The organism is Bacillus solitudinis (assembly GCF_002797395.1).
Lineage (GTDB): Bacteria > Bacillota > Bacilli > Bacillales > Bacillaceae_D > Halalkalibacter_A > Halalkalibacter_A solitudinis.
The window spans coordinates 1,853,707-1,873,750 of record NZ_KZ454943.1; the positions used below are offsets into that span (position 1 = coordinate 1,853,707).

The following is a 20,044-nucleotide window of genomic DNA, read 5'->3' on the forward strand; positions in this document are numbered from 1 at the left end:
AAACATTTTAGTAAAAACATTTACTTATGTCAACCGATATTTTCATCTATTAAATATTCCTCCATTCAACCTCTCTTTTTTCTTGAATTGTTATTTAAACAAACCATCTATAGGGTGCCCCTTTTGCCGATAATTGATTAATCTAAAATTGAAAAAAGGACCGTAATGATGTTACTCATCATCACGGGCCCTTTTTACTTGGTCAAGCTAATACGTTTTCCTGTTCTTAATGCTTCAAAACAACGTCCTTTTGACGATTGTCGCTTCTTTATTCATTAGTTTAGGCATTTTGAATAGTCAGGCGGCTCGGACGATTTGGTACATCATGACAATGGCGACATCTTGGTTCATAAGCTTCCGATGCACCAACAAGGATAATTGGATCATGATAGGAGGCAGGTTGTCCATTAATCAATCGTTGTGTTCGACTTGCTGCCCCACCGCAACGAGGACAAATAGCTTGTAGCTTTGTCACTTCTTCTGCTATTGTCAACAATTCTGGAATAGGACCGAATGACTCACCTCGAAAGTCTTGATCAAGGCCTGCGCAAATCACTCGGTAACCTTGATTAGCTAGCTCATCTACTACCCCAACGATACCTTCATCGAAAAATTGAACTTCATCAATTGCAATTACATGTGTTTCGGGCTCTACCTTTTCAAGAATATCCATCGGTTTATCAACCGGACTCGCACATACTTTCGTTCCATTATGAGAAACTACGTCATCCTCACTATAACGATTATCAATACCTGGCTTGAACACTTGCACTTTCAGATTCCCAAAGCTAACTCGCTTTACCCTACGAATCAATTCTTCAGATTTCCCTGAAAACATACTTCCACAGATAACCTCAATCGAACCTTGTTTTTTCATCGTTTGCCTTCAACCCCTCATCTCAGGTGTACCTTTGCTAGTCGTGTTAAAAACATCCCTTTTTTCAATGGCAGACGAGTTTTTTATAAAAAGGGTACTTAAGTGACTGCTCAAAAAGGGAAAGAGTCGTCATTTTTGAACAGTCACTTAAAAAAAAACAGGCAAGCGCATCGTTCGCCCTTGCCTGTTGGAATATCAAATTACTTCATATTGTACTTCTTCTTAAACTTATCAACACGTCCACCAATATCAGTAAGCTTCTGCTTACCAGTGTAGAACGGATGAGAATCTGCACTAATTTCAACTTTCAGAAGTGGGTATGTGTTACCATCTTCCCATTCAATTGTCTCATTAGAACCCTTTGTTGAACCAGTCAAAAACTTAAATCCTGTGCTTGTGTCCTGGAATACAACTTTTTTGTATTCTGGGTGAATTCCTTGTTTCATTACTTTCAACTCCTTTTGCCCTGAATCTTTTCGAAACAGAGTTATCTTACTAACACACATGACGAAATTATATCAGTGGTTGAGCTATTTTGCAACCTAAACTTTAAAAATTAACCCTTTTTTCGGCCAGTCCCACTCATATCCTGATCCATTGCTTGGAAGAAGTCCTCATTTGTTTTTGTTTCCTTCACACGTTTAATGAATTGATCGACAAAGTCTGGTGAATCATTCATTGTTTTGCGAATCGTCCATAGTTTATCGAGGTGAGCTTTCGGCATAAGAAGCTCTTCCTTTCGCGTTCCAGAACGGCGAATATCTATGGCTGGGAAGATACGGCGTTCCGAGAGCTTTCTATCAAGATGAAGCTCCATATTGCCTGTCCCTTTGAATTCCTCATAAATAACATCATCCATTCGTGATCCAGTTTCAACGAGAGCAGTTGCTAAAATTGTTAAACTTCCGCCCTCTTCGATGTTACGTGCAGCTCCAAAGAAACGCTTTGGACGGTGAAATGCAGCCGGATCAATCCCACCTGATAATGTTCGTCCACTTGGTGGAATAACCAAATTATAAGCCCTTGCTAAGCGCGTAATGCTGTCCATTAAAATGACAACATCTTTTCGTTGTTCAACTAAACGCATCGCCCGTTCAAGAACAAGCTCAGTCACTTTAATATGGTTCTCAGGAACTTCATCAAACGTCGAGCTAACAACTTCAGCCTTCACTGAACGCTCGATATCAGTTACTTCTTCAGGTCGTTCATCAATCAGTAAAACAATTAGTTCAACATCAGGATGGTTTTCAGCAATACTGTTAGCGACCTCTTTCATTAAAGATGTTTTTCCTGCCTTAGGTGGAGCAACGATTAAACCACGTTGTCCAAAGCCTACTGGAGAAATCATATCTATAATTCGAGAAGATATTCGTCCCGGTGCGGTCTCTAGTTCAATTTTTTGTTCTGGATAGAGAGGCGTAAGCGCAGGGAAATGAGGGCGTTCTTTTGACGTTTCAGGCGCGTCACCATTTACGGCCTCAACGTGAAGCAAGCCATGATAGCGTTCATTTTCTTTTGGAGGGCGAACCTTTCCTGATACCTTATCACCATTTCGTAAATCAAATCTACGAATTTGTGAAGCCGATATATAAATATCCTCTGAGCTTGGCATGTAATTAATTGGTCTTAAAAATCCAAAGCCTTCAGTTTGGATTATTTCAAGAACACCTTCCATAAACATTAACCCATCCTGCTCAGCCTGTCCCTTTAAAATAGCAAAAATTAATTCTTTTTTTGTTAATTTGCTATAATATGAAACTTTATATTCTTTTGCGAGTTCGTAGAGTTCTTTTAATTTTTTACCTTCTAAATCTGTGATATTAACACCCATCTTGACACCACACTTCTATTATTTATCAAACCATTTTACTTAACTATTGAAAGAGAGACGGTGGAACTCAATTCTTGAATATAAGAATGGAGAAAAACTGGAGAAATTTCGATGATAGAAAAAATTATAAAAATAAATTAAATTTATAGATTCTATTTTAACCACAAACGAGTAAATTATTCAATCTAATTCTAGTTTATCTTTTTCACATATACCCTTAATCAACAAAAATAAACAATATGGAAACGTTTTCATTTATTAATATTTATTATATAGATTTTTTTATTGAAAGTACATGTTCAAAAAGGGAAAAGCCGGACCAAGTGTCCAGCTTTGTCAACTTAACGACTAACAAGATCGGGTTTCTTTTTCATGCTACGCTCTCCATCAGCTACACCTTTTGCCGCGAAAGTACAATCGTCACCCTTAACAAAATCGTCCATATTTCAATGTCCATCTTTATACAACGCATTAACTCTTCGTCATTTCGAGGTAGAAGTCGACATTGTCGCTCACCACCTAGGCGTTTAAGGGCAACCGCAGCTAAAACGTTCTTCTGGAGCACCACCAGACTCAAGCATGATGTCAACACCTGTATCTTCAAATGCCGTATTACTTACTGCTAGCATGAATTACCTTAAGCCTAATTTTTTACTTGGTCAAGCTCTTCTTCACTCATTTTTTCTCGCCAAATTTTCGCACCGAGCCCGATGAGCTTTTCTTCAAGATTTTCATAGCCTCTTTCTACATGGCTGAGGCCTGATAATTCTGTAATACCTTCTGCCATTAAACCAGCTACAACCAGAGCTGCGCCCGCGCGTAAATCACTGGCGCGTACTTTGGCACCTTGCAGTTTAGTTTTTCCGTTAATAATGGATGAACGCCCTTCGACTTTCACATTTGCACCCATTCGGCGAAGTTCATCTATATGTTTAAATCTGGCATTATAAATTGTATCTGTGACAATACTCGTCCCGTCTGCCTGTGTGAGCAAGCTTGTAAACGGCTGCTGCAAGTCGGTAGGGAAACCAGGATAGACAAGAGTTTTAATGTCGACTGCCTTTTTCTTCCCCACATTATGGATTAGTACTTGGTCGTCTGATACTTCAACCACTACACCCATTTCCCGAAGCTTCGCAATTAGCGATTCAACGTGATAAGGAATGATATTATCAACTAACACTTTTTGCCCCATCGCCGCAGCCATAATCATGTAGGTGCCGGCTTCGATACGGTCTGGAATAATGGAGTGTCTGCATCCTTTTAACGAATCGACGCCATCAATACGAATAACATTTGTTCCTGCTCCTTTTATCCTAGCACCCATGCTCGATAAAAGTGTCGCTACATCAATAATTTCTGGCTCTTTTGCAGCATTTTCAATAATTGTCTGACCTTTGGCTCTAACAGCCGCTAACATTATATTAATCGTCGCGCCCACACTGACTACATCTAAGTAAATGCGCGCACCACGTAATTCTTCAGCACGAAGATAGATGGCCCCTTGCTCATTCGTTACTCTTGCACCAAGAGCTTCAAAACCTTTAATGTGCTGGTCAATTGGTCTTGGTCCTAAATTGCAACCACCTGGTAATCCGATTACAGCCTTTTTAAACTTACCAAGCATTGCCCCCATCAAATAATACGATGCACGTAACTTCTTTACTTTCCCATTGGGAAGAGGCATCGCAATCATCTGCTCTGGATTAATTCTGATTTCGTGAGCGCTTAATTCAACATCTCCACCGATTTCTCTTAAAAGCTCAGCTAAAAGCTTCACATCTGAAATAGTGGGTAAGTTATCAATCGTAACGGTTGAATCTGCAAGTATTGCTGCAGGAATTAAGGCAACTGCACTGTTCTTTGCTCCACTAATCAAAACTGTTCCTTCTAACGGATGTCCGCCTTCAATCATTAATTTATCCATCATTGCATCCCTTCTGTCCATGCTCGTCATCGTTCGAATCTCTAGTATTTCTTCTTATCCATTATAACCAAAATCAAATTAATGTAACGTGTAAAAATGGGTACAATATAAGAAAAGCTACTATACAACCTTTTCCTATCCTTTTAAAAAACAAACCTAGAAAATTGTCGTTCTTGCGCCTTCAATTTAAACAAACGAGATAGAATGTTAGCTAGGAACTACATGAATTATTGAATGAGTAGAAAGGAAGGGGCTGTTTTAAAAGGGTTCAAAAAGGCATGGCTTAGCCCGCTACATAGTCGTGTGAAATATATACACCAAAAGCAGCGGGCTTCGCTCAGTGATTCCTTATATTAAGGAATTATTTCTTAAAGCCTTCCCAATCAGCTAGGAATTTTTCGATTCCTTGGTCAGTTAGTGGGTGTTTTGCTAACGATTTAATTACTCCGAATGGAATCGTTGCGATGTGAGCACCTCTTAGCGCTGAATCTGTCACGTGCACAGGATGACGAACAGATGCGGCAATGATTTCCGTCTCTAGTCCATGGATATCAAAAATTTCACGAATTTGAGTGATTAACTCAAGACCATTATGCCCGATATCATCAAGACGTCCAAGAAATGGGGACACATATGTTGCACCTGCACGAGCAGCTAAAAGAGCTTGTACTGCTGAGAAAACAAGAGTAACGTTTGTTTTAATGCCTTCCTTTGAGAATGCAGCTACGGCTTTTAGACCTTCTGTAGTCATAGGAACTTTAACTGTGATATTAGAAGCAATTGCAGCAAGCTCCTTACCTTCTTTAATCATTCCTTCTGCATCTAGTGCAATAACCTCTGCACTCACCGAACCAGGTACAATTGCCGTAATTTCACGTAAACGGTCGTGGAAATCTACTCCCTCCTTTGCTACTAGAGAAGGGTTAGTTGTCACACCCGATACGATTCCAAGTTCACTTGCTTCTTTGATTTCAGAAACGTTTGCTGTATCAATAAAAAATTTCATTTTATTCACCTCATAAATAGTTTTAAAATAACAACGATTGCATTTTTACTATGTCGAATTATCTGACATATGGATTTAATGTAAAAGCAGCTCAAAGAACTGCTTTTACATTAATTTATTAAGCTTTATTTGAAGAACCGAAGTCACGCATTTTTCCTTTAACAGTTTCCTTAATTGCATCACGAGCTGGCCCTAAATATTTACGTGGATCATACTCATTTGGCTTAGCTGCAAGTGTTTCACGAACTGCTTTCGCCGATGAAATTTGGCTTTCAGTATTTACATTAATCTTAGCATGTCCAAATTCAATTGCTTTTTGAACATCCTTTAATGGAATCCCTGTACCACCATGAAGAACCAAAGGAATCCCTACAAGCTGGTTAATTTCATTCATACGGTCGAAGCCAAGGTTCGGCTCGCCTTTATATGGTCCGTGAACAGATCCTAAAGCTGGAGCAAAACAGTCAACGCCCGTTGCTGCTACAAGCTCTTTACACTCAGCAGGAATAGCGTATGCTGCATCTGCATCATCCACAACTAAGTCATCTTCTTGTCCACCAATACGACCAAGCTCAGCTTCAACAGACACTCCAATAGCATGAGCGACCGCAACAACTTGCTTCGTAATTGCGATGTTTTCTTCTAATGGATGATGAGAACCATCGATCATAACTGAAGTAAACCCTGCATGGATGGCTTCCACACACTTTTCAAAGCTTGATCCATGATCAAGGTGAATAGCTACCGGTACTGTAACGTTATAGTCTTCCATAAGACCTTCAACGATTTTCACAACCGTTTTAAATCCACCCATGTAACGAGCTGCTCCTTCAGAAACCCCACAAATTACTGGTGACTTTTCTTCCTCAGCTGCTTGTAAGATTGCTTGCGTAAACTCAAGGTTATTTAAGTTGAACTGTCCAACTGCATAGCCTTCCGCTTTCGCTTTTTTCAGCATTTCTGTCATTGATACTAAAGGCATTCTTTTTCCTCCTTCGAATTAAGAGCAAATTCACTTTAACATACACTTTCTACTTAACAAGGTTTTCCACATAAGAAAGGAACTATCCGTAAAACTATGTATATCCTTATTAATTAAAATTGCATTGCTCATAATATAATCGTGTTTATTATAGCATACTCTTCTGAAAATACACGGTTTGCAAAGGAGTTTCATTAATTTTTTTAAAGTAAACGCTTCCTTAATGAGAGTTTTAACAAAACCGGTATCCCTTCAGAATTTTAATTACTTACTAATGCCGATATTTTTTTTAATTACTTCGCGAATATCATCAATGTCAAACGGCTTCGCAAAATGAGTAATTGCACCTAGCTGCATTGCTTCGTTAATTAAATTTAACTCTCCATATGCCGTCATCATAATAACGTCAATCTCAGCATGCTTCTCTTTAATACGCTTTAGAATTTCTAACCCATCCATTCCGGGGATTTTCATATCTAAAAGAACAAGATCCGGCTTATCTTTTTCGACAATATTTAAAGCTTGGACACCATTAGCTGCTTGAAAGATTTGGTACCCATCTTTTTGTAGAATCTCACTTAATAACACACGAATTCCGTATTGGTCATCTACAACTAATATTTTCTGCATATGTACACCCCTTTATTTAAATCGGACACTTTCTCAGTGCCGTACTTATCCATATCTTTACTCTACAATTCAAGAAAACTTTTAATAATCCTCCTTTACTCCCTCCCTTTTCATACAAAAAACTTCCGACAAGTACTGTCTAAGCCTGTCGAATTGAAGACTTTCCAACCTTTCTAGTCTTACGTTATAATTCTTTGATAAGACATGGGAATTCAAATGATGAAAAAGGAGTTCGACTAATGATTCAAATTTTCACGACCCAACTCACCGGACTAATGAAAGCAATTCAAGAAAAGCAAATTGATTCACTAGAAGATGCTGGCAGGTTGCTCGCACAGACGATTATTGCAAAAGGCACTGTCTATGTGTATGGAACGAAAGAAATGGCTGCTGTATCGGCAGAGGCACTTTATGGCAAAGAAGCGCTGGGTACCTTTTTACCTTTAGCTAACCAAGGAAACATGCATACTCCAGGAGTACAGGATCGAGTCCTTCTTGTTTCACGTTCATCTGATGAAGACATCCTCGTCCTTGCTCGTGACTTGTATAAGAATTCAATCCCTTTCGTTGCCATTTCAACTGTGGAGGAGGCTGATGACGAACTCGTTACTCTCGCTGACGTTCACATTAATCTTGATGTGACGCGATCTCTTGTTCCACAGGACGATGGTTCAAAAATTGGCTACCCTGCATCGCTTATTGCATTGTACACATTCTTTTGTTTACACCTTACAATTCATGACATTATTTCAGAATATGAATGAGAAAGGTCACATGACTCATTTGTGGAGCCACTGCTCTTTTAGGAAATGACTCAACGTCCTTTGAATCACTTCAAAAAAAGGTCTGACACTAAACAATAAAGTGTCAGACCTTTTTACTAATTATTTTTTTAATGAAGCACCAATAAATTCACGGAACAACGGTTGAGGACGAGTTGGTCTCGAAACGAATTCTGGATGAAACTGAGATGCAATAAAGAAAGGATGATCCGTTAATTCAATAATTTCAACGAGACGGCCATCTGGACTTGTCCCAGAGAAAATAAACCCAGCCTTCTCCATTTGCTCGCGGTATTCATTATTAAATTCATAACGATGACGGTGACGCTCATAAATTACTTGTTCGCCATACGCAGCGTGGGCAAGTGAACCTTCTACTAACTTACAAGGATACAAACCTAAGCGTAGTGTACCGCCCATATCTTCAATATCTTTTTGTTCTGGTAATAAATCAATAATAGCATAGTTTGTTTCAGGGTTTAGTTCTGATGAGTTTGCGCCTTCAAGATTTAATACATGACGAGCAAACTCAATGGAAGCAAGCTGCATCCCCAAACAGATACCTAAGAATGGAATGTTCTTTTCACGGGCATAGCGAATAGCTGTGATTTTCCCTTCAATTCCACGATCGCCAAATCCACCGGGAACCAAGACACCATCTGCCTCATCTAAATAGCTTGAGACATTTTCAGCTGTTACTGCCTCGGCATCAACCCATTGAATCTCAAGATCAGCATCATAAGCATACCCCGCATGGCGGAGCGCTTCGGCTACTGATAAATAAGCATCCGGTAAGGCTACATATTTTCCGACTAACGCAATTTTTACTTTTTGAGATAAGTTCTGTACTTTATCAACAAGAGATATCCACTCTGTCATATCTGCTTGCTGACAATTTAGTTTTAGATGGTTACATACGATATCATCAAGCTTCTGAGCTTGAAGATCCAGAGGGATTTGATAAAGAGTCTCTGCGTCTCGGCATTCAATTACAGCATCTTTATGAATATCGCAGAAAAGAGCAATCTTTTCTTTCATCTCTTGAGGAACTGGCTTTTCTGTTCGAACCACAATAACGTTTGGTTGGATACCTAAGCTTCGAAGCTCCTTCACACTATGTTGGGTTGGCTTTGATTTCATCTCACCAGCTGCCGCTAAGTACGGGATAAGGGTACAATGAATATACATTACATTGTCTACGCCAACATCACTTTTTATTTGACGAATCGCCTCAAGAAATGGCAAGCTTTCGATATCCCCAACCGTTCCACCAATTTCAGTGATAACGACATCTGCATTCGTTTCACGGCTCGCTCGGAAAACACGCTCTTTTATTTCATTGGTTACATGAGGGATGACTTGAACCGTCCCACCAAGATAATCACCACGACGCTCTTTTTTCAGCACTGTCGAATAGATTTTCCCAGTTGTCACGTTACTATTTTGATTTAGGTTGATATCTATAAAACGCTCATAATGTCCTAAATCTAAATCAGTTTCGGCCCCATCATCTGTAACAAATACTTCTCCATGTTGGTAAGGACTCATCGTGCCTGGGTCAACATTAATATATGGATCAAACTTTTGAATGGTCACCTTCATTCCACGATTTTTTAACAATCGTCCTAACGAAGCTGCTGTAATTCCTTTCCCTAATGATGAAACAACTCCACCGGTAACAAAAATATACTTTGCTGACAATTATATCGACTCCTTCACGTTCTAATAATCACTTGATTTACTGAGTGAAACAAGCTGTTACAGCTCACAGTTTATATAAAATAAAAAACAAAAGTGACACCTTACCCAAAAAGGGGGCGCACTTTTGTTATAGTCCGTCATAAATTGCATTTCAGAAGCCCAAAAATGATTCTACCTAGAACTTACGAGGAAGTCAAGATCTCTTCACATTCTCGGCTAATTTATTCTTCTTTAATCTCTGTATCGTCATCGTCATCGTCGTCGTCAGTATCATCATCGCCAAAAGTCTCGACTTCATCGTCATCGTCAAAATCATCGTCATCCGCATCTTCTGCACTAGAGATTACATCTAGTTCGTCTTCAAGATCTTCAAATTCATCATCGACATCATCGAAATCATCATCCAAATCATCAATGTCAGCTTTGACCTTTTTACGCGGCTTTACTGGCGCTGTAATTTCCTCTTCAGCTTGCTCCAAAGGATACCAACTTTTAAGACCCCATTGATTATCGCCTAAAGTAAGAAAACGTCCATCAATATTTAAATCTGTATATAAAAAGGCAATACGGTTATTTAGCTGCTCTTTTGTCATGCCTCTAATTTCAGCGACACGTTTGACCAACTCATGATAGTCAAATGGCTTTCGTTCTTCTACCATAATAGAGAAGGCAACTTCTACCATTGATAACTCTTGAAGCTCCTCTTTTTCCATTTCCTTTAAATTCAATGTGAGCACGTCCTTTCCATCTTTCCTTATCACCTTTATTTCTTTCGAGTAAAGATCATACTTTTTCATTATAAACACATTTTATACAAATATGCTAGATAGTAGATGAAAATCTAGAAAGTACAATTAATTTAAGGAATAAGCTTCTCGATATAAAGCCGACTTTTTCGCAATAAATTCTTTATGTGAGCGAACAAGGGGATTAATTGGATCCTCTTGCGGAATGAATAAGATTTCAACGATAAGTCCGTTATTTAGCTCTGCTCGGTTCCCAATTGACATATTCATTAATTTTCGAATAAATACCTGAATCATCAATGGATCTAGACGACCGAATGAGTCGTTTTTCATTTCTCTTAATACATCATAAAAGGAAAGACCTTTTCGATAGACTCGGTCTGATGTCATCGCATGAAAAACATCAGCAATAGCGATAATTTTAGAATAATAACTTATTTGACTTGCCTTCTTTTGGTGCGGATAGCCTGTCCCATCACCCCGTTCATGATGCTCAAGCGCCATGAGACATACTTCCTTTGAAAAACTTCCATCCTCTTTTAAGAACTCATAGCCTAATATAGTATGAAGCTTAATTGCACTATACTCTTCATTTGATAAAGCACCCGGCTTTGTTAATAGGTTTTTATCAATGCGAGCCTTTCCTATATCGTGGACAAGTCCACCTAATGTCACTTGATTGATTTCTTCATCAGTAAGATTCAACCACTTTGCGAGCATTGACGAGATAATCGACACGCCAATATTATGTCGATATGTATAATCATCTTTTACTTGGAGGTCATGCATTAAACCAGCAAGGTGCTTCTCTTCAGACATCTCCTTTACTAGAGACAGAATATAGGTTTCTACTCTCCTAATTTCAGAACGATGATTTTGATCGTTATGAAAAATTTGTTTAAGCTCAGTCATTGTTTGAAGCATAAGCGCTTCTTTCTTCTCACCTTGATAAGCTCTCAGACTTTGACTTAAACTTGCAACTATCATCTTAAAGTCTAGCTCTTTCTCTGAATGCGTTTAATGTATTTATGGGTAATAACGGTCCCTTTCGCTAATAAAAGCGACCCGTCAGAAGAGTAAATATCCTCACATAGCGTCTTTCCGATATAATTATCTATTTGCACCACTATCGCCTCTTTACTTGTACAATAAACAAATTTGTAATAATCATACAGTAGTAGCAATAATTTTCATAGACTATTCCCCATAGATAGTGGTTGAATTTTACATTTATACTCCTATCTATGTTTGACTATCTGACCTGTAAAAGACCCGAAATTTGGTACTTGGTGTATTCAGATAATGAATAATGGCGTTGAATGGCCCAACGTCTAAACGTCCACATTTGTCCTTGCACAAGAATGTTTTGAGCAAGAAGCTTAACTTTATCTTCTGTAATCATTAGCTCACCACTTTTTAAACAATCGATAATTATTAACTCGAACATCTCTGCCATGTCCATTTCTTTTTCAAGTACATACTTTAACGCTTCATTTGGGAGAGATTTTGTTTCCTGATACATGACAAGTACTTCGTCCTGCATTTCATCGATAACTAAAAAATAAGCTGTTATCGCTTGTTTTAATCTCTCAAGACCAGCCCCCTCTTGTTTAAGATGCTGAGCTAGTCGCTCTCGAACTTCCTCATAAATGTTATCGCAAACTAGATAAAGAACATCTTCCTTTGCACCAATGTACTCATATAATGTTCCGATACTAAATCCAGCATGCTTAGCAATTTCTCTTGTTGTTGTTCGATGAAATCCTTTTTCAATAAACAAGTGAACCGCTGCTTTTATCATTTGTTCTCTACGTTTTTTTATTAAATGGGGATCTTTAATCATTGAAGGAACAGTTTTCTTTTTCAATAGTTTCAACCTACTTCCTCATCATTGTATCAACTTCCATATAAGGATACTAAATATTCAAACAACATTCTAGAATCTTTTCTCATGAAACCCTTTTTTTTGGAAAGCCTAAGGAAATATAAACTTTTGAAAAAGGAGGGTTTCTATTATGAACGGATTTTTTATCGCATTGCTTGTAATAAGCGTTATTTTAATATGGTTGCGGCTCGATTTTGTATTTGGATTAAGGAAACAACGCAAAGAAGCTAAACGTCATGTACAAGAAACAAGATACAGTGAAGTGAAACTTTTTACAACAGGAGATGATTTTTTCAAACATACCTTTGCTGATATTCAACAAGCCACAGACCATATTCATCTCCTTTTTTATATTTTCCGCGATGACCATATTGGTACGAAGATGGTTAAGCTATTAGAAACAAAGGCAAAGGAGGGGGTTACTGTCAGACTTCTTCTCGACAGAATCGGATGCCAGATATCTCGGAAATCGATTAAACAACTTAAGAAGTCCGGTGTGAAATTTGCTTATTCTCATCCTATCCAGTTTCCCTTTTTCTTTTTTACTCTCAATCGCCGAAACCACCGTAAACTTAGTATTTTCGATGGACGAGTCGGATACATTGGTGGGTATAATGTTGGTGATGAATACTTAGGACGCGATCCTAAGTTTGGGGTATGGAAAGATTACCATCTTCGCTTGGAAGGGGATGGTGTTCAAGATTTACAAGAGCAATTCCTTGAAGATTGGCAAAGTGCAAAGCAAAAGTACGTGAAGAAGGACAGTCACTACCCTTCGCTTTCTAAAGGATCGATTCCGTTACGAATTTTACCCACTGATGGTGTTTTTCTTGAAGAAACGTTTCTAGATTTAATTAAACAAGCAAACCATACCATAACCGTTGGTACCCCTTATTTTATACCAGGAGCGCACTTGCAGCAGGCTTTAATTGAGGCTGCAGAAAGAGGTGTTGATGTTCGTTTAATATTGCCTAAGCAGGGAGACCATCCCTTTGTAAAAGAGGCTGCATTTCCCTTTTTTAAAGATTTGTTAGAGGCGGGGGTTAATGTATACCAATATTACCGCGGCTTTTTTCATACGAAGGTGTTTGTCATTGATAATCAAATGTGTGACATTGGCACTGCAAATTTTGACCAACGTAGCTTTCATCTTAATCATGAAATCAACTGTTTGATTTTTGAGTCCTCCTTTGTAGAAGGAGTCTTAAAAGAATTAGACCTTGATATTGGTACTTCCGAACGACTTACATTAGAAGCTTTCAAAAAACGCCCCTTCAGTCAAAGAAGCAAGGAAAAAATTGCAACCATGATTTCAGGATTGCTCTAGATTCATTTTAAACCCTTGAAAGCCCTACTATGAGTAATACTCTCATAGTAGGGCGAGTCGCGCATTCTTGAATTCCTTTTTTACAAGTTTAGCTGTTGGGTTTGTTTTGCGATCTTTCGTTCTACCCAGTTCTTTAAAATGGCATTAAATTCATCGGGTTGCTTTGTTGGTATTTGATGGGTCGCTTTGGAGACGTGGATGATTTCAAGATCCTTCACACGCTTGGCATACTGCCATTGGTAAACGTGGAGATAAAAGTCACGTGAACCGTATATTAAAAGGAGTGGCACCTTTAAATTTTGTATACGGTCGAGACAGGAATATGCTAATCCTTCTTCGTAGGCTGATTCGAGATTGATGGGATTCGTTTCTTTTACATAATTTTTTAAAAATTGAACATAAGGTTTCTCTTTAAAATGCGATTTAGACAATATTTGACCAAATAAAGGCATCCATTTATGTTTGGCTCCAAAAATTCCTATATCAAATTCCTTTTCTAAGAAAAACGTATTTACTTCCGGAAACCCTCCACATAACAGAACTCCACTTGTTCTTTCTGGATATGTAAGGGCAAATTCTTGAGCAACGGAGCTTCCATTTGAGTATCCACAAACGACGACTTTCTCTAGCTGTAGCTTGTCAATAACTTGAAGAACATCTTCAGCCATTGAGGAAACAGTTACTCGTTCTTTCGTTCTACCACTACGCCCATTCCCTCTAAAATCTAAAAAAACAATTTGAAAAAAACTAGATAATCGCCGTTGCTGATTAAAGGTTACATGCCCCATTCCCGGTGGATGTAAAAATACAATCGGTGTTCCTGTTCCTTCCACTTCATAATAGATTGCAGGTCCTTTGCCTCTAGCGTATGGCATTATGTGTCCCCCTTAAATAAATGGTAGAATCCATTGATATAGTTTAAACCCTAAGTAAATGCCAATAATCCCCAATATACCTGGTAATGCGGGCGGGGCAGGAATTGGTAATTTAATAAATGCAAATAGTAATCCAACAATCAATCCAGCGAGTAAGGCTAATATCATTTCTTGCATACTCATCCCTTCCTTTGCCCTTACTATGCCTTATTCTAAGTGCCCCTATTCGAAATTTCATATATTTTCACAATAAGGAGGAACTATTATTTAATGAACTGGATTTGGCAATTTAACATAAATTCCCATAAACTAACTCCAAAAAAATCTCCTTCCACTTACTCGTAGAAGGAGGAGGTTGCATTACATTTGCTGTGGCGCTTCAACACCAACAAGATCTAGGGCATTTTTTATAGTAATTTGGGTCGCTCGCATCAGTGCAAGTCGAGCCTTTGATTTCGGCTCATCGTTAACATCGACGACTCGTTCTGCATTATAGAAGCTGTGTAGAGTTGATGCTAACTCATGCGCATAATTCGTAATTCTGTGAGGAAGTTGTTTCTCTGCTGCTTCTGCAACTACTGCTGGAAACGCACCAATAGCCTTAAGAAGTTCAAATTCTTTTTCCGTTGTAATTGGTGATAAATCGGTTGATTCTTCAAACTTGAGATTTAGTTCCTCACCTTGACGAAGCATGCTACATACACGGGCATGTGCATACTGGACATAATAAACAGGGTTTTCATTAGATTTTGAAACAGCTAAATCCATATCGAAATCGAGATGAGAATCGGCACTACGCATCGCAAAGAAATAACGCGTTGCATCAATTCCTACCTCTTCCATCAAATCGCGAAGTGTTACAGCTTTCCCAGTTCGCTTGCTCATCTTCACCTTTTCTCCACCTTGATACAAGCTCACCATTTGAATGATTTCTACATCCATTTGTTCTGCCTTATAACCAAGTGCTTGAATTGCTGCTCTCATACGTGGAATATAACCGTGGTGATCCGCTCCCCAAATATTAATGAGCTTATCAAAGCCACGATTCATTTTATCCTGGTGGTACGCAATATCTGGCGTTAAGTACGTGTAGCTCCCGTCGTTTTTTATAAGGACACGATTTTTATCATCACCGTATGTGGTTGAACGGAACCAGGTTGCTCCGTCCTCTTCAAACGTTTCACCTTTTTCTTTTAATAAAGCTAATGTTTCCTCAACTTTTCCTGTTTTATAGAGAGAGGTTTCAGAAAACCAATTGTTAAATTCAACACGGAACTCTCGTAAATCATGTTTAATCTTATCAAGCTCTTTGTTCAATCCATACTCACGGAAAAACGCAAGACGCTCACTTTCAGGAACGTTCAGATACTTATCGCCATATTCTTTGACCAAATCCTCCCCAAACCCAATGATATCTTGGCCTTGATAACCATCATCCGGCATCTCTTTCTCTTGTCCAAGCGCTTGGAAATAACGCGCTTCTAATGAGAGAGCAAGATTATTAATTTGATTCCCAGCATCATTAATATAATATTCCCTTTCAACGTCAAAGCCTGCCTTTGCAAGAACATTACAGAGCGCATCACCAACTGCAGCGCCGCGGGCATGTCCAAGGTGAAGGTTTCCTGTTGGGTTAGCTGAGACAAACTCAACCTGGAGTTTCTTGCCCTTTCCTACGTTCGTTTCACCGTAACGCTCGCCTGCCTGCAAAACTGCGGGCACAATGTCTCGTAAATAACTATTATCTAAAAAGAAATTAATAAAACCAGGTCCAGCGATATCAACTTTTTTAATAGCAGATTTCTCTTTACTTAAATGTGCCACCAATTCTTCGGCAATTTGTCTTGGCGCCTTTTTCGCAACTCTCGCAAGCTGCATTGCCATATTCGTTGCATAATCCCCGTGTGTTTTATCCTTCGGTGTCTCAAGAACGACCTCTGGCATCGTTTTGTCTGTTGCTAAACCTGCTGCGCTTACCGCAGCGATAATTTCTTCTTTTAATTGCTGCTTAATTTGCTCGATACTATTCATTTTGTTTTGTCCTCCTCTAAGGTTAAACGCACCTCATGCTGGCCTGTGTCTTGTCCTTGTAAGGCAAAGCGATAGCGAAGATGAATACGTCCACGGCTTTTTCCATTTGGCCATTGTACTAGTATTTTTTCTGTCTGAGCGACCGTTTCCCACGAAGCTTCAGGAGTTACGTAGCGACCGACCGTTTTTTTGCCTGTTATAAAGGCTTGCCTCATTAAGATGACTCCTTGACGAATAAGTGTTAGCTCCTGACCGTCCCATTTCATTGTAGTTTGCACCGATTCATGCTCCGACAAGACTTCCTCAAATCTTAAGTAATCTTGGTTTCCTTTATGAAAGAGCTCACCTCGTGCAGTAAACTCGTAAGATTCTGTATGATTCTCATGCTGGATGCTCGTTTGGAAATTCAATTTAACTATTCGTTTAAGTGGTTTTTGCATTCGGCTCGCACACCCTTCTCTTTTTCAAGTTTAGCGAGTTTATAAAGGACTTGCAACATATCGTTCAAGGAACGAGATTTCTTTTCTTGGCAAAGGTGAAAATCAAGGAGGGTTATGTGCAATCCGAGGATGAAATCAACAATGACATCGAAAGGATAATGATGAACTTAAAAGAGCTTCCTCTGTGCTAGAAGAAGCTCTAGGCTGCCTGAATACTCCATAGCAGCTTCCTTATTAGTCGATGTCACTTTACCCAGCCAAGTAGAATTTCACGTATAAATTTACTCGCAGCAATTTGCGTTTGTTCCGAATGGTCATACGCTGGTGCTACTTCGACAAGGTCAGCTCCAATAACGTTGATGTCAGATTCTGCAATCGCTACTATCGCTTCAAGCAATTCTTTTGATGAAATCCCGCCAGCTTCTGCCGTACCTGTACCAGGGGCATGCGAAGGATCAAGTACATCAATATCAATCGTCACGTACACATTACGTCCAGCGAGTGTTGGAAGAATCTCTTTTAACGGTTTTGCTACTTCGAATTTTGACATATGCATGCCTGATTCCTTTGCAAATTGAAATTCCTCTCTCATGCCTGAACGAATCCCAAATGAGTATACATTTCCAGGTCCAATTAGACCGCAAGCCTTGCGAATCGGTGTCGAATGAGAAAGAGGTTCTCCCTCGTACTCTTCTCGCAAATCAGCATGCGCATCAATATGAATAATAGCCATATCCGGATACTTTTTAAACATCGCCTTAAATATCGGCCAAGAAAGTAAATGTTCCCCTCCAAGCCCAATTGGAAACTTCCCATCTGCGATTAACTGATTAAGATAATCTTCCACCATATCAAGGCTTCGGGCTGCATTTCCAAATGGAAGTGGAATATCACCTGCATCAAAATAATTAACCTCTTCTAAATGCTTGTCCATATAAGGACTATATTCCTCTAAACCTAACGATGCTTCACGAATACGGCTTGGACCAAAACGTGAACCAGGACGGAACGATACGGTCCAATCCATTGGCATTCCATAAATTACGGCTTGCGCGTCTTCGTAGCTAGGCTTGCTCATTATAAATACTTTTCCTGAGTAGGCTTCATCAAAACGCATTGACGTTCCTCCTTGTATCTAATTTAATTACAGCCAATTCTCATTTGGCTGCTTGGTTAGTAAACTGATCCGGCTTCGCTCGGCTGTCGTCGCTACTCGCGACTATCAAACCCTAAGGTCAAGTGATTAGCCGGCTTTGCTCGGCTGTCGTCGCTACTCGCGACTATCCGCTCGGCTGTCGTCGCTACTCGCGACTATCAAACCCTAAGGTCAAGTGATTAGCCGGCTTCGCTCGGCTGTCGTCGCTACTCGCGACTATCAAACCCTAAGGTCAAGTGATTAGCCGGCTTTGCTCGGCTGTCGTCGCTACTCGCGACTATCCTACCCCAAGGTCAAGTGATTAGCCGGCGTTGCTCGCCTGTCGTCGCTACTCGCGACTATCCTACCCCAAGGTCAAGTGATTAGCCGGCGTTGCTCGCCTGTCGTCGCTACTCGCGACTATCCTACCCCAAGGTCAAGTGATTAGCCGGCGTTGCTCGCCTGTCGTCGCTACTCGCGACTATCCTACCCCAAGGTCAAGTGATTAGCCGGCGTTGCTCGCCTGTCGTCGCTACTCGCGACTATCCTACCCCAAGGTCAAGTGATTAGCCGGCGTTGCTCGCCTGTCGTCGCTACTCGCGACTATCCTACCCCAAGGTCAAGTGATTAGCCGGCGTTGCTCGCCTGTCGTCGCTACTCGCGACTATCCTACCCCAAGGTCAAGTGATTAGCCGGCGTTGCTCGCCTGTCGTCGCTACTCGCGACTATCCTACCCCAAGGTCAAGTGATTAGCCGGCTTCGCTCGGCTGTCGTCGCTACTCGCGACTATCAAACCCTAAGGTCAAGTGATTAGCCGGCTTTGCTCGGCTGTCGTCGCTACTCGCGACTATCAAACCCTAAGGTCAAGTGATTAGCCGGCTTTGCTCGGCTGTCGTCGCTACTCGCGACTATACTAAATCCGCAACAAATTTCGGCAGGGCGAATGCTGCTTTGTGGAGGTCTTTTGTGTAGTATTTTGTTTCAATTTCATGGAAGCGCTCATTCGCTACCTCTAGTGGATCATGCTTTTTGGATCCAATTGTAAATGTCCAAAGACCACTTGGATACGTCGGGACATTTGCTGTGTAGAGACGTGTAATTGGAAAAATTTCTTTTACATCGCGCTGTACTTTTGCAATTAAGTCTGGTGTAAACCACGGGTTGTCTGACTGTGCAACAAAAATCCCATCTTCCTTAAGCGCTCTTGAAATCCCCTCATAGAAACCCTTTTCAAACAATTTCGCTGCTGGGCCTACTGGCTCTGTTGAGTCCACCATAATCACGTCATAGGCATTTTCAGCCTTTGCTATATGCATGAAACCATCATCTACTTGTACATCCACGCGTGCATCATCTAATGCTCCTGCAATCGTAGGTAAGTATTTTTTTGAGTACTCGATAACCTTACCATCTATTTCAACGAGCGTTGCTTTCTCTACAGAAGGATGCTTCAATACTTCGCGAATGACTCCACCATCTCCCCCACCAACAACTAGAACATGTTTAGGATTTGGGTGTGTAAATAACGGAACATGGGCAACCATTTCGTGGTAGACAAACTCATCCTTCTCGGTTGTCATAACCATGCCATCAAGAATAAGCATGTTTCCAAATTCCTCTGTTTCTACGACATCTAGCTGTTGAAATTCTGTTTTTTCCGTATGTAACGTCCGTTTAATTTTTGCTGTAATTCCATAACGCTCTGTTTGTTTTTCTGTAAACCATAATTCCATCACTGCTTCACCTCTATTAGTTTTTTTCTCTCTATAAGGATGTTCAAATCCTCTACTACCTAACCTCTTATCGACTATAACAAATGAAAGTATATAGTAATTGGCTAAAAATGCAAACAAAAATTTATCATACTCT

19 protein-coding genes and 1 pseudogene are annotated in these 20,044 nt (G+C 39.9%); 2 read left to right on the forward strand and 18 right to left on the reverse strand.

Annotation, left to right across the window (positions count from 1 at the left end):
• Positions 1 to 280 precede the first annotated feature (280 nt).
• The 8 genes and pseudogenes from CEF19_RS08775 to CEF19_RS08810 all read right to left on the reverse strand — a co-directional run bounded on the left by CEF19_RS08775 (position 281) and on the right by CEF19_RS08810 (position 7,253).
• Positions 281 to 877, reverse strand: a complete 597-nt coding sequence (locus CEF19_RS08775; RefSeq protein WP_100405745.1) for a thymidine kinase — start codon at positions 875 to 877, stop codon at positions 281 to 283.
• 200 nt (positions 878 to 1,077) lie between these two features.
• Entirely contained in the window at positions 1,078 to 1,323 is a 246-nt protein-coding gene (locus CEF19_RS08780; protein ID WP_100405746.1) for a type B 50S ribosomal protein L31, read from the reverse strand.
• 110 nt (positions 1,324 to 1,433) lie between these two features.
• On the reverse strand, positions 1,434 to 2,708 hold the full coding sequence (gene rho / locus CEF19_RS08785; RefSeq protein ID WP_100405747.1) for a transcription termination factor Rho: 1,275 nt from the start codon (positions 2,706 to 2,708) through the stop codon (positions 1,434 to 1,436).
• A gap of 341 nt (positions 2,709 to 3,049) precedes the next feature.
• Positions 3,050 to 3,322: pseudogene (locus CEF19_RS08790) on the reverse strand (fructose-bisphosphatase class II); the annotation flags it as partial.
• 29 nt (positions 3,323 to 3,351) lie between these two features.
• Positions 3,352 to 4,635: a UDP-N-acetylglucosamine 1-carboxyvinyltransferase gene (locus tag CEF19_RS08795; RefSeq protein WP_100408258.1), complete on the reverse strand. Its 1,284-nt coding sequence runs from the start codon at positions 4,633 to 4,635 to the stop codon at positions 3,352 to 3,354.
• A gap of 361 nt (positions 4,636 to 4,996) precedes the next feature.
• Positions 4,997 to 5,641: a fructose-6-phosphate aldolase gene (gene fsa / locus CEF19_RS08800; RefSeq protein WP_100405748.1), complete on the reverse strand. Its 645-nt coding sequence runs from the start codon at positions 5,639 to 5,641 to the stop codon at positions 4,997 to 4,999.
• Between the two features lie 118 nt (positions 5,642 to 5,759).
• On the reverse strand, positions 5,760 to 6,623 hold the full coding sequence (gene fba, locus CEF19_RS08805; RefSeq protein WP_100405749.1) for a class II fructose-1,6-bisphosphate aldolase: 864 nt from the start codon (positions 6,621 to 6,623) through the stop codon (positions 5,760 to 5,762).
• A gap of 264 nt (positions 6,624 to 6,887) precedes the next feature.
• Complete coding sequence (locus CEF19_RS08810; RefSeq protein WP_100405750.1) at positions 6,888 to 7,253, reverse strand: response regulator; 366 nt, start codon at positions 7,251 to 7,253, stop codon at positions 6,888 to 6,890.
• A gap of 239 nt (positions 7,254 to 7,492) precedes the next feature.
• Here CEF19_RS08810 and CEF19_RS08815 point away from each other — a divergent pair, with 239 nt between their 5' ends.
• On the forward strand, positions 7,493 to 8,017 hold the full coding sequence (locus CEF19_RS08815; protein ID WP_100405751.1) for a DUF2529 family protein: 525 nt from the start codon (positions 7,493 to 7,495) through the stop codon (positions 8,015 to 8,017).
• A 120-nt stretch (positions 8,018 to 8,137) separates the two neighbouring features.
• Here CEF19_RS08815 and CEF19_RS08820 read toward each other — a convergent pair whose 3' ends face one another.
• The 4 genes from CEF19_RS08820 to CEF19_RS08835 form a co-directional block, all read right to left on the reverse strand.
• Positions 8,138 to 9,736: a CTP synthase gene (locus CEF19_RS08820; RefSeq protein WP_100405752.1), complete on the reverse strand. Its 1,599-nt coding sequence runs from the start codon at positions 9,734 to 9,736 to the stop codon at positions 8,138 to 8,140.
• 221 nt (positions 9,737 to 9,957) lie between these two features.
• Positions 9,958 to 10,473: a DNA-directed RNA polymerase subunit delta gene (gene rpoE, locus CEF19_RS08825; protein ID WP_319830096.1), complete on the reverse strand. Its 516-nt coding sequence runs from the start codon at positions 10,471 to 10,473 to the stop codon at positions 9,958 to 9,960.
• A 117-nt stretch (positions 10,474 to 10,590) separates the two neighbouring features.
• Positions 10,591 to 11,469, reverse strand: coding sequence for an HD-GYP domain-containing protein (locus tag CEF19_RS08830; protein WP_100405753.1), 879 nt, complete (start codon positions 11,467 to 11,469; stop codon positions 10,591 to 10,593).
• Positions 11,470 to 11,734: 265 nt separating this feature from the next.
• Positions 11,735 to 12,349, reverse strand: coding sequence for a TetR/AcrR family transcriptional regulator (locus CEF19_RS08835; protein ID WP_100408260.1), 615 nt, complete (start codon positions 12,347 to 12,349; stop codon positions 11,735 to 11,737).
• A gap of 148 nt (positions 12,350 to 12,497) precedes the next feature.
• On the opposite strand from CEF19_RS08835, the gene cls reads away from it, so the two are divergent.
• Positions 12,498 to 13,694 carry a cardiolipin synthase gene (cls, locus tag CEF19_RS08840; RefSeq protein WP_100405754.1) on the forward strand — a complete coding sequence of 399 codons (1,197 nt, stop codon included), beginning with the start codon at positions 12,498 to 12,500 and terminating at the stop codon, positions 13,692 to 13,694.
• A gap of 80 nt (positions 13,695 to 13,774) precedes the next feature.
• On the opposite strand, the gene CEF19_RS08845 is transcribed toward cls, so the two are convergent.
• The 6 genes from CEF19_RS08845 to speE all read right to left on the reverse strand — a co-directional run bounded on the left by CEF19_RS08845 (position 13,775) and on the right by speE (position 19,908).
• Positions 13,775 to 14,569, reverse strand: coding sequence for an alpha/beta fold hydrolase (locus CEF19_RS08845; protein WP_100405755.1), 795 nt, complete (start codon positions 14,567 to 14,569; stop codon positions 13,775 to 13,777).
• A gap of 12 nt (positions 14,570 to 14,581) precedes the next feature.
• On the reverse strand, positions 14,582 to 14,746 hold the full coding sequence (locus CEF19_RS08850) for a XapX domain-containing protein (protein WP_100405756.1): 165 nt from the start codon (positions 14,744 to 14,746) through the stop codon (positions 14,582 to 14,584).
• Between the two features lie 183 nt (positions 14,747 to 14,929).
• Positions 14,930 to 16,600: an arginine--tRNA ligase gene (gene argS, locus CEF19_RS08855; RefSeq protein WP_100405757.1), complete on the reverse strand. Its 1,671-nt coding sequence runs from the start codon at positions 16,598 to 16,600 to the stop codon at positions 14,930 to 14,932.
• A complete protein-coding gene (locus CEF19_RS08860) occupies positions 16,597 to 17,040 on the reverse strand; it encodes a YwiB family protein (RefSeq protein ID WP_100405758.1) in 444 nt (147 codons plus the stop codon). The genes argS and CEF19_RS08860 overlap by 4 nt, the downstream gene beginning before the upstream one ends.
• 244 nt (positions 17,041 to 17,284) lie before the next feature.
• Positions 17,285 to 18,157, reverse strand: a complete 873-nt coding sequence (gene speB / locus CEF19_RS08865) for an agmatinase (protein WP_100405759.1) — start codon at positions 18,155 to 18,157, stop codon at positions 17,285 to 17,287.
• A 926-nt stretch (positions 18,158 to 19,083) separates the two neighbouring features.
• The gene (gene speE, locus CEF19_RS08870) at positions 19,084 to 19,908 is read right to left on the reverse strand and encodes a spermidine synthase (RefSeq protein ID WP_100405760.1); all 825 of its coding nucleotides are present in this window, start codon (positions 19,906 to 19,908) and stop codon (positions 19,084 to 19,086) included.
• Positions 19,909 to 20,044 lie beyond the last annotated feature (136 nt).

Coding starts and splice junctions, on each gene's coding strand:
- CEF19_RS08775 (WP_100405745.1), bottom strand. CDS start 877: ATGAAAAAACAAGGTTCGATTGAGGTTATCTGTGGAAGTATGTTTTCA.
- CEF19_RS08780 (WP_100405746.1), bottom strand. CDS start 1,323: ATGAAACAAGGAATTCACCCAGAATACAAAAAAGTTGTATTCCAGGAC.
- rho (WP_100405747.1), bottom strand. CDS start 2,708: ATGGGTGTTAATATCACAGATTTAGAAGGTAAAAAATTAAAAGAACTC.
- CEF19_RS08795 (WP_100408258.1), bottom strand. CDS start 4,635: ATGGATAAATTAATGATTGAAGGCGGACATCCGTTAGAAGGAACAGTT.
- fsa (WP_100405748.1), bottom strand. CDS start 5,641: ATGAAATTTTTTATTGATACAGCAAACGTTTCTGAAATCAAAGAAGCA.
- fba (WP_100405749.1), bottom strand. CDS start 6,623: ATGCCTTTAGTATCAATGACAGAAATGCTGAAAAAAGCGAAAGCGGAA.
- CEF19_RS08810 (WP_100405750.1), bottom strand. CDS start 7,253: ATGCAGAAAATATTAGTTGTAGATGACCAATACGGAATTCGTGTGTTA.
- CEF19_RS08815 (WP_100405751.1), top strand. CDS start 7,493: ATGATTCAAATTTTCACGACCCAACTCACCGGACTAATGAAAGCAATT.
- CEF19_RS08830 (WP_100405753.1), bottom strand. CDS start 11,469: ATGATAGTTGCAAGTTTAAGTCAAAGTCTGAGAGCTTATCAAGGTGAG.
- cls (WP_100405754.1), top strand. CDS start 12,498: ATGAACGGATTTTTTATCGCATTGCTTGTAATAAGCGTTATTTTAATA.
- CEF19_RS08845 (WP_100405755.1), bottom strand. CDS start 14,569: ATGCCATACGCTAGAGGCAAAGGACCTGCAATCTATTATGAAGTGGAA.
- CEF19_RS08850 (WP_100405756.1), bottom strand. CDS start 14,746: ATGCAAGAAATGATATTAGCCTTACTCGCTGGATTGATTGTTGGATTA.
- argS (WP_100405757.1), bottom strand. CDS start 16,600: ATGAATAGTATCGAGCAAATTAAGCAGCAATTAAAAGAAGAAATTATC.
- CEF19_RS08860 (WP_100405758.1), bottom strand. CDS start 17,040: ATGCAAAAACCACTTAAACGAATAGTTAAATTGAATTTCCAAACGAGC.
- speB (WP_100405759.1), bottom strand. CDS start 18,157: ATGCGTTTTGATGAAGCCTACTCAGGAAAAGTATTTATAATGAGCAAG.
- speE (WP_100405760.1), bottom strand. CDS start 19,908: ATGGAATTATGGTTTACAGAAAAACAAACAGAGCGTTATGGAATTACA.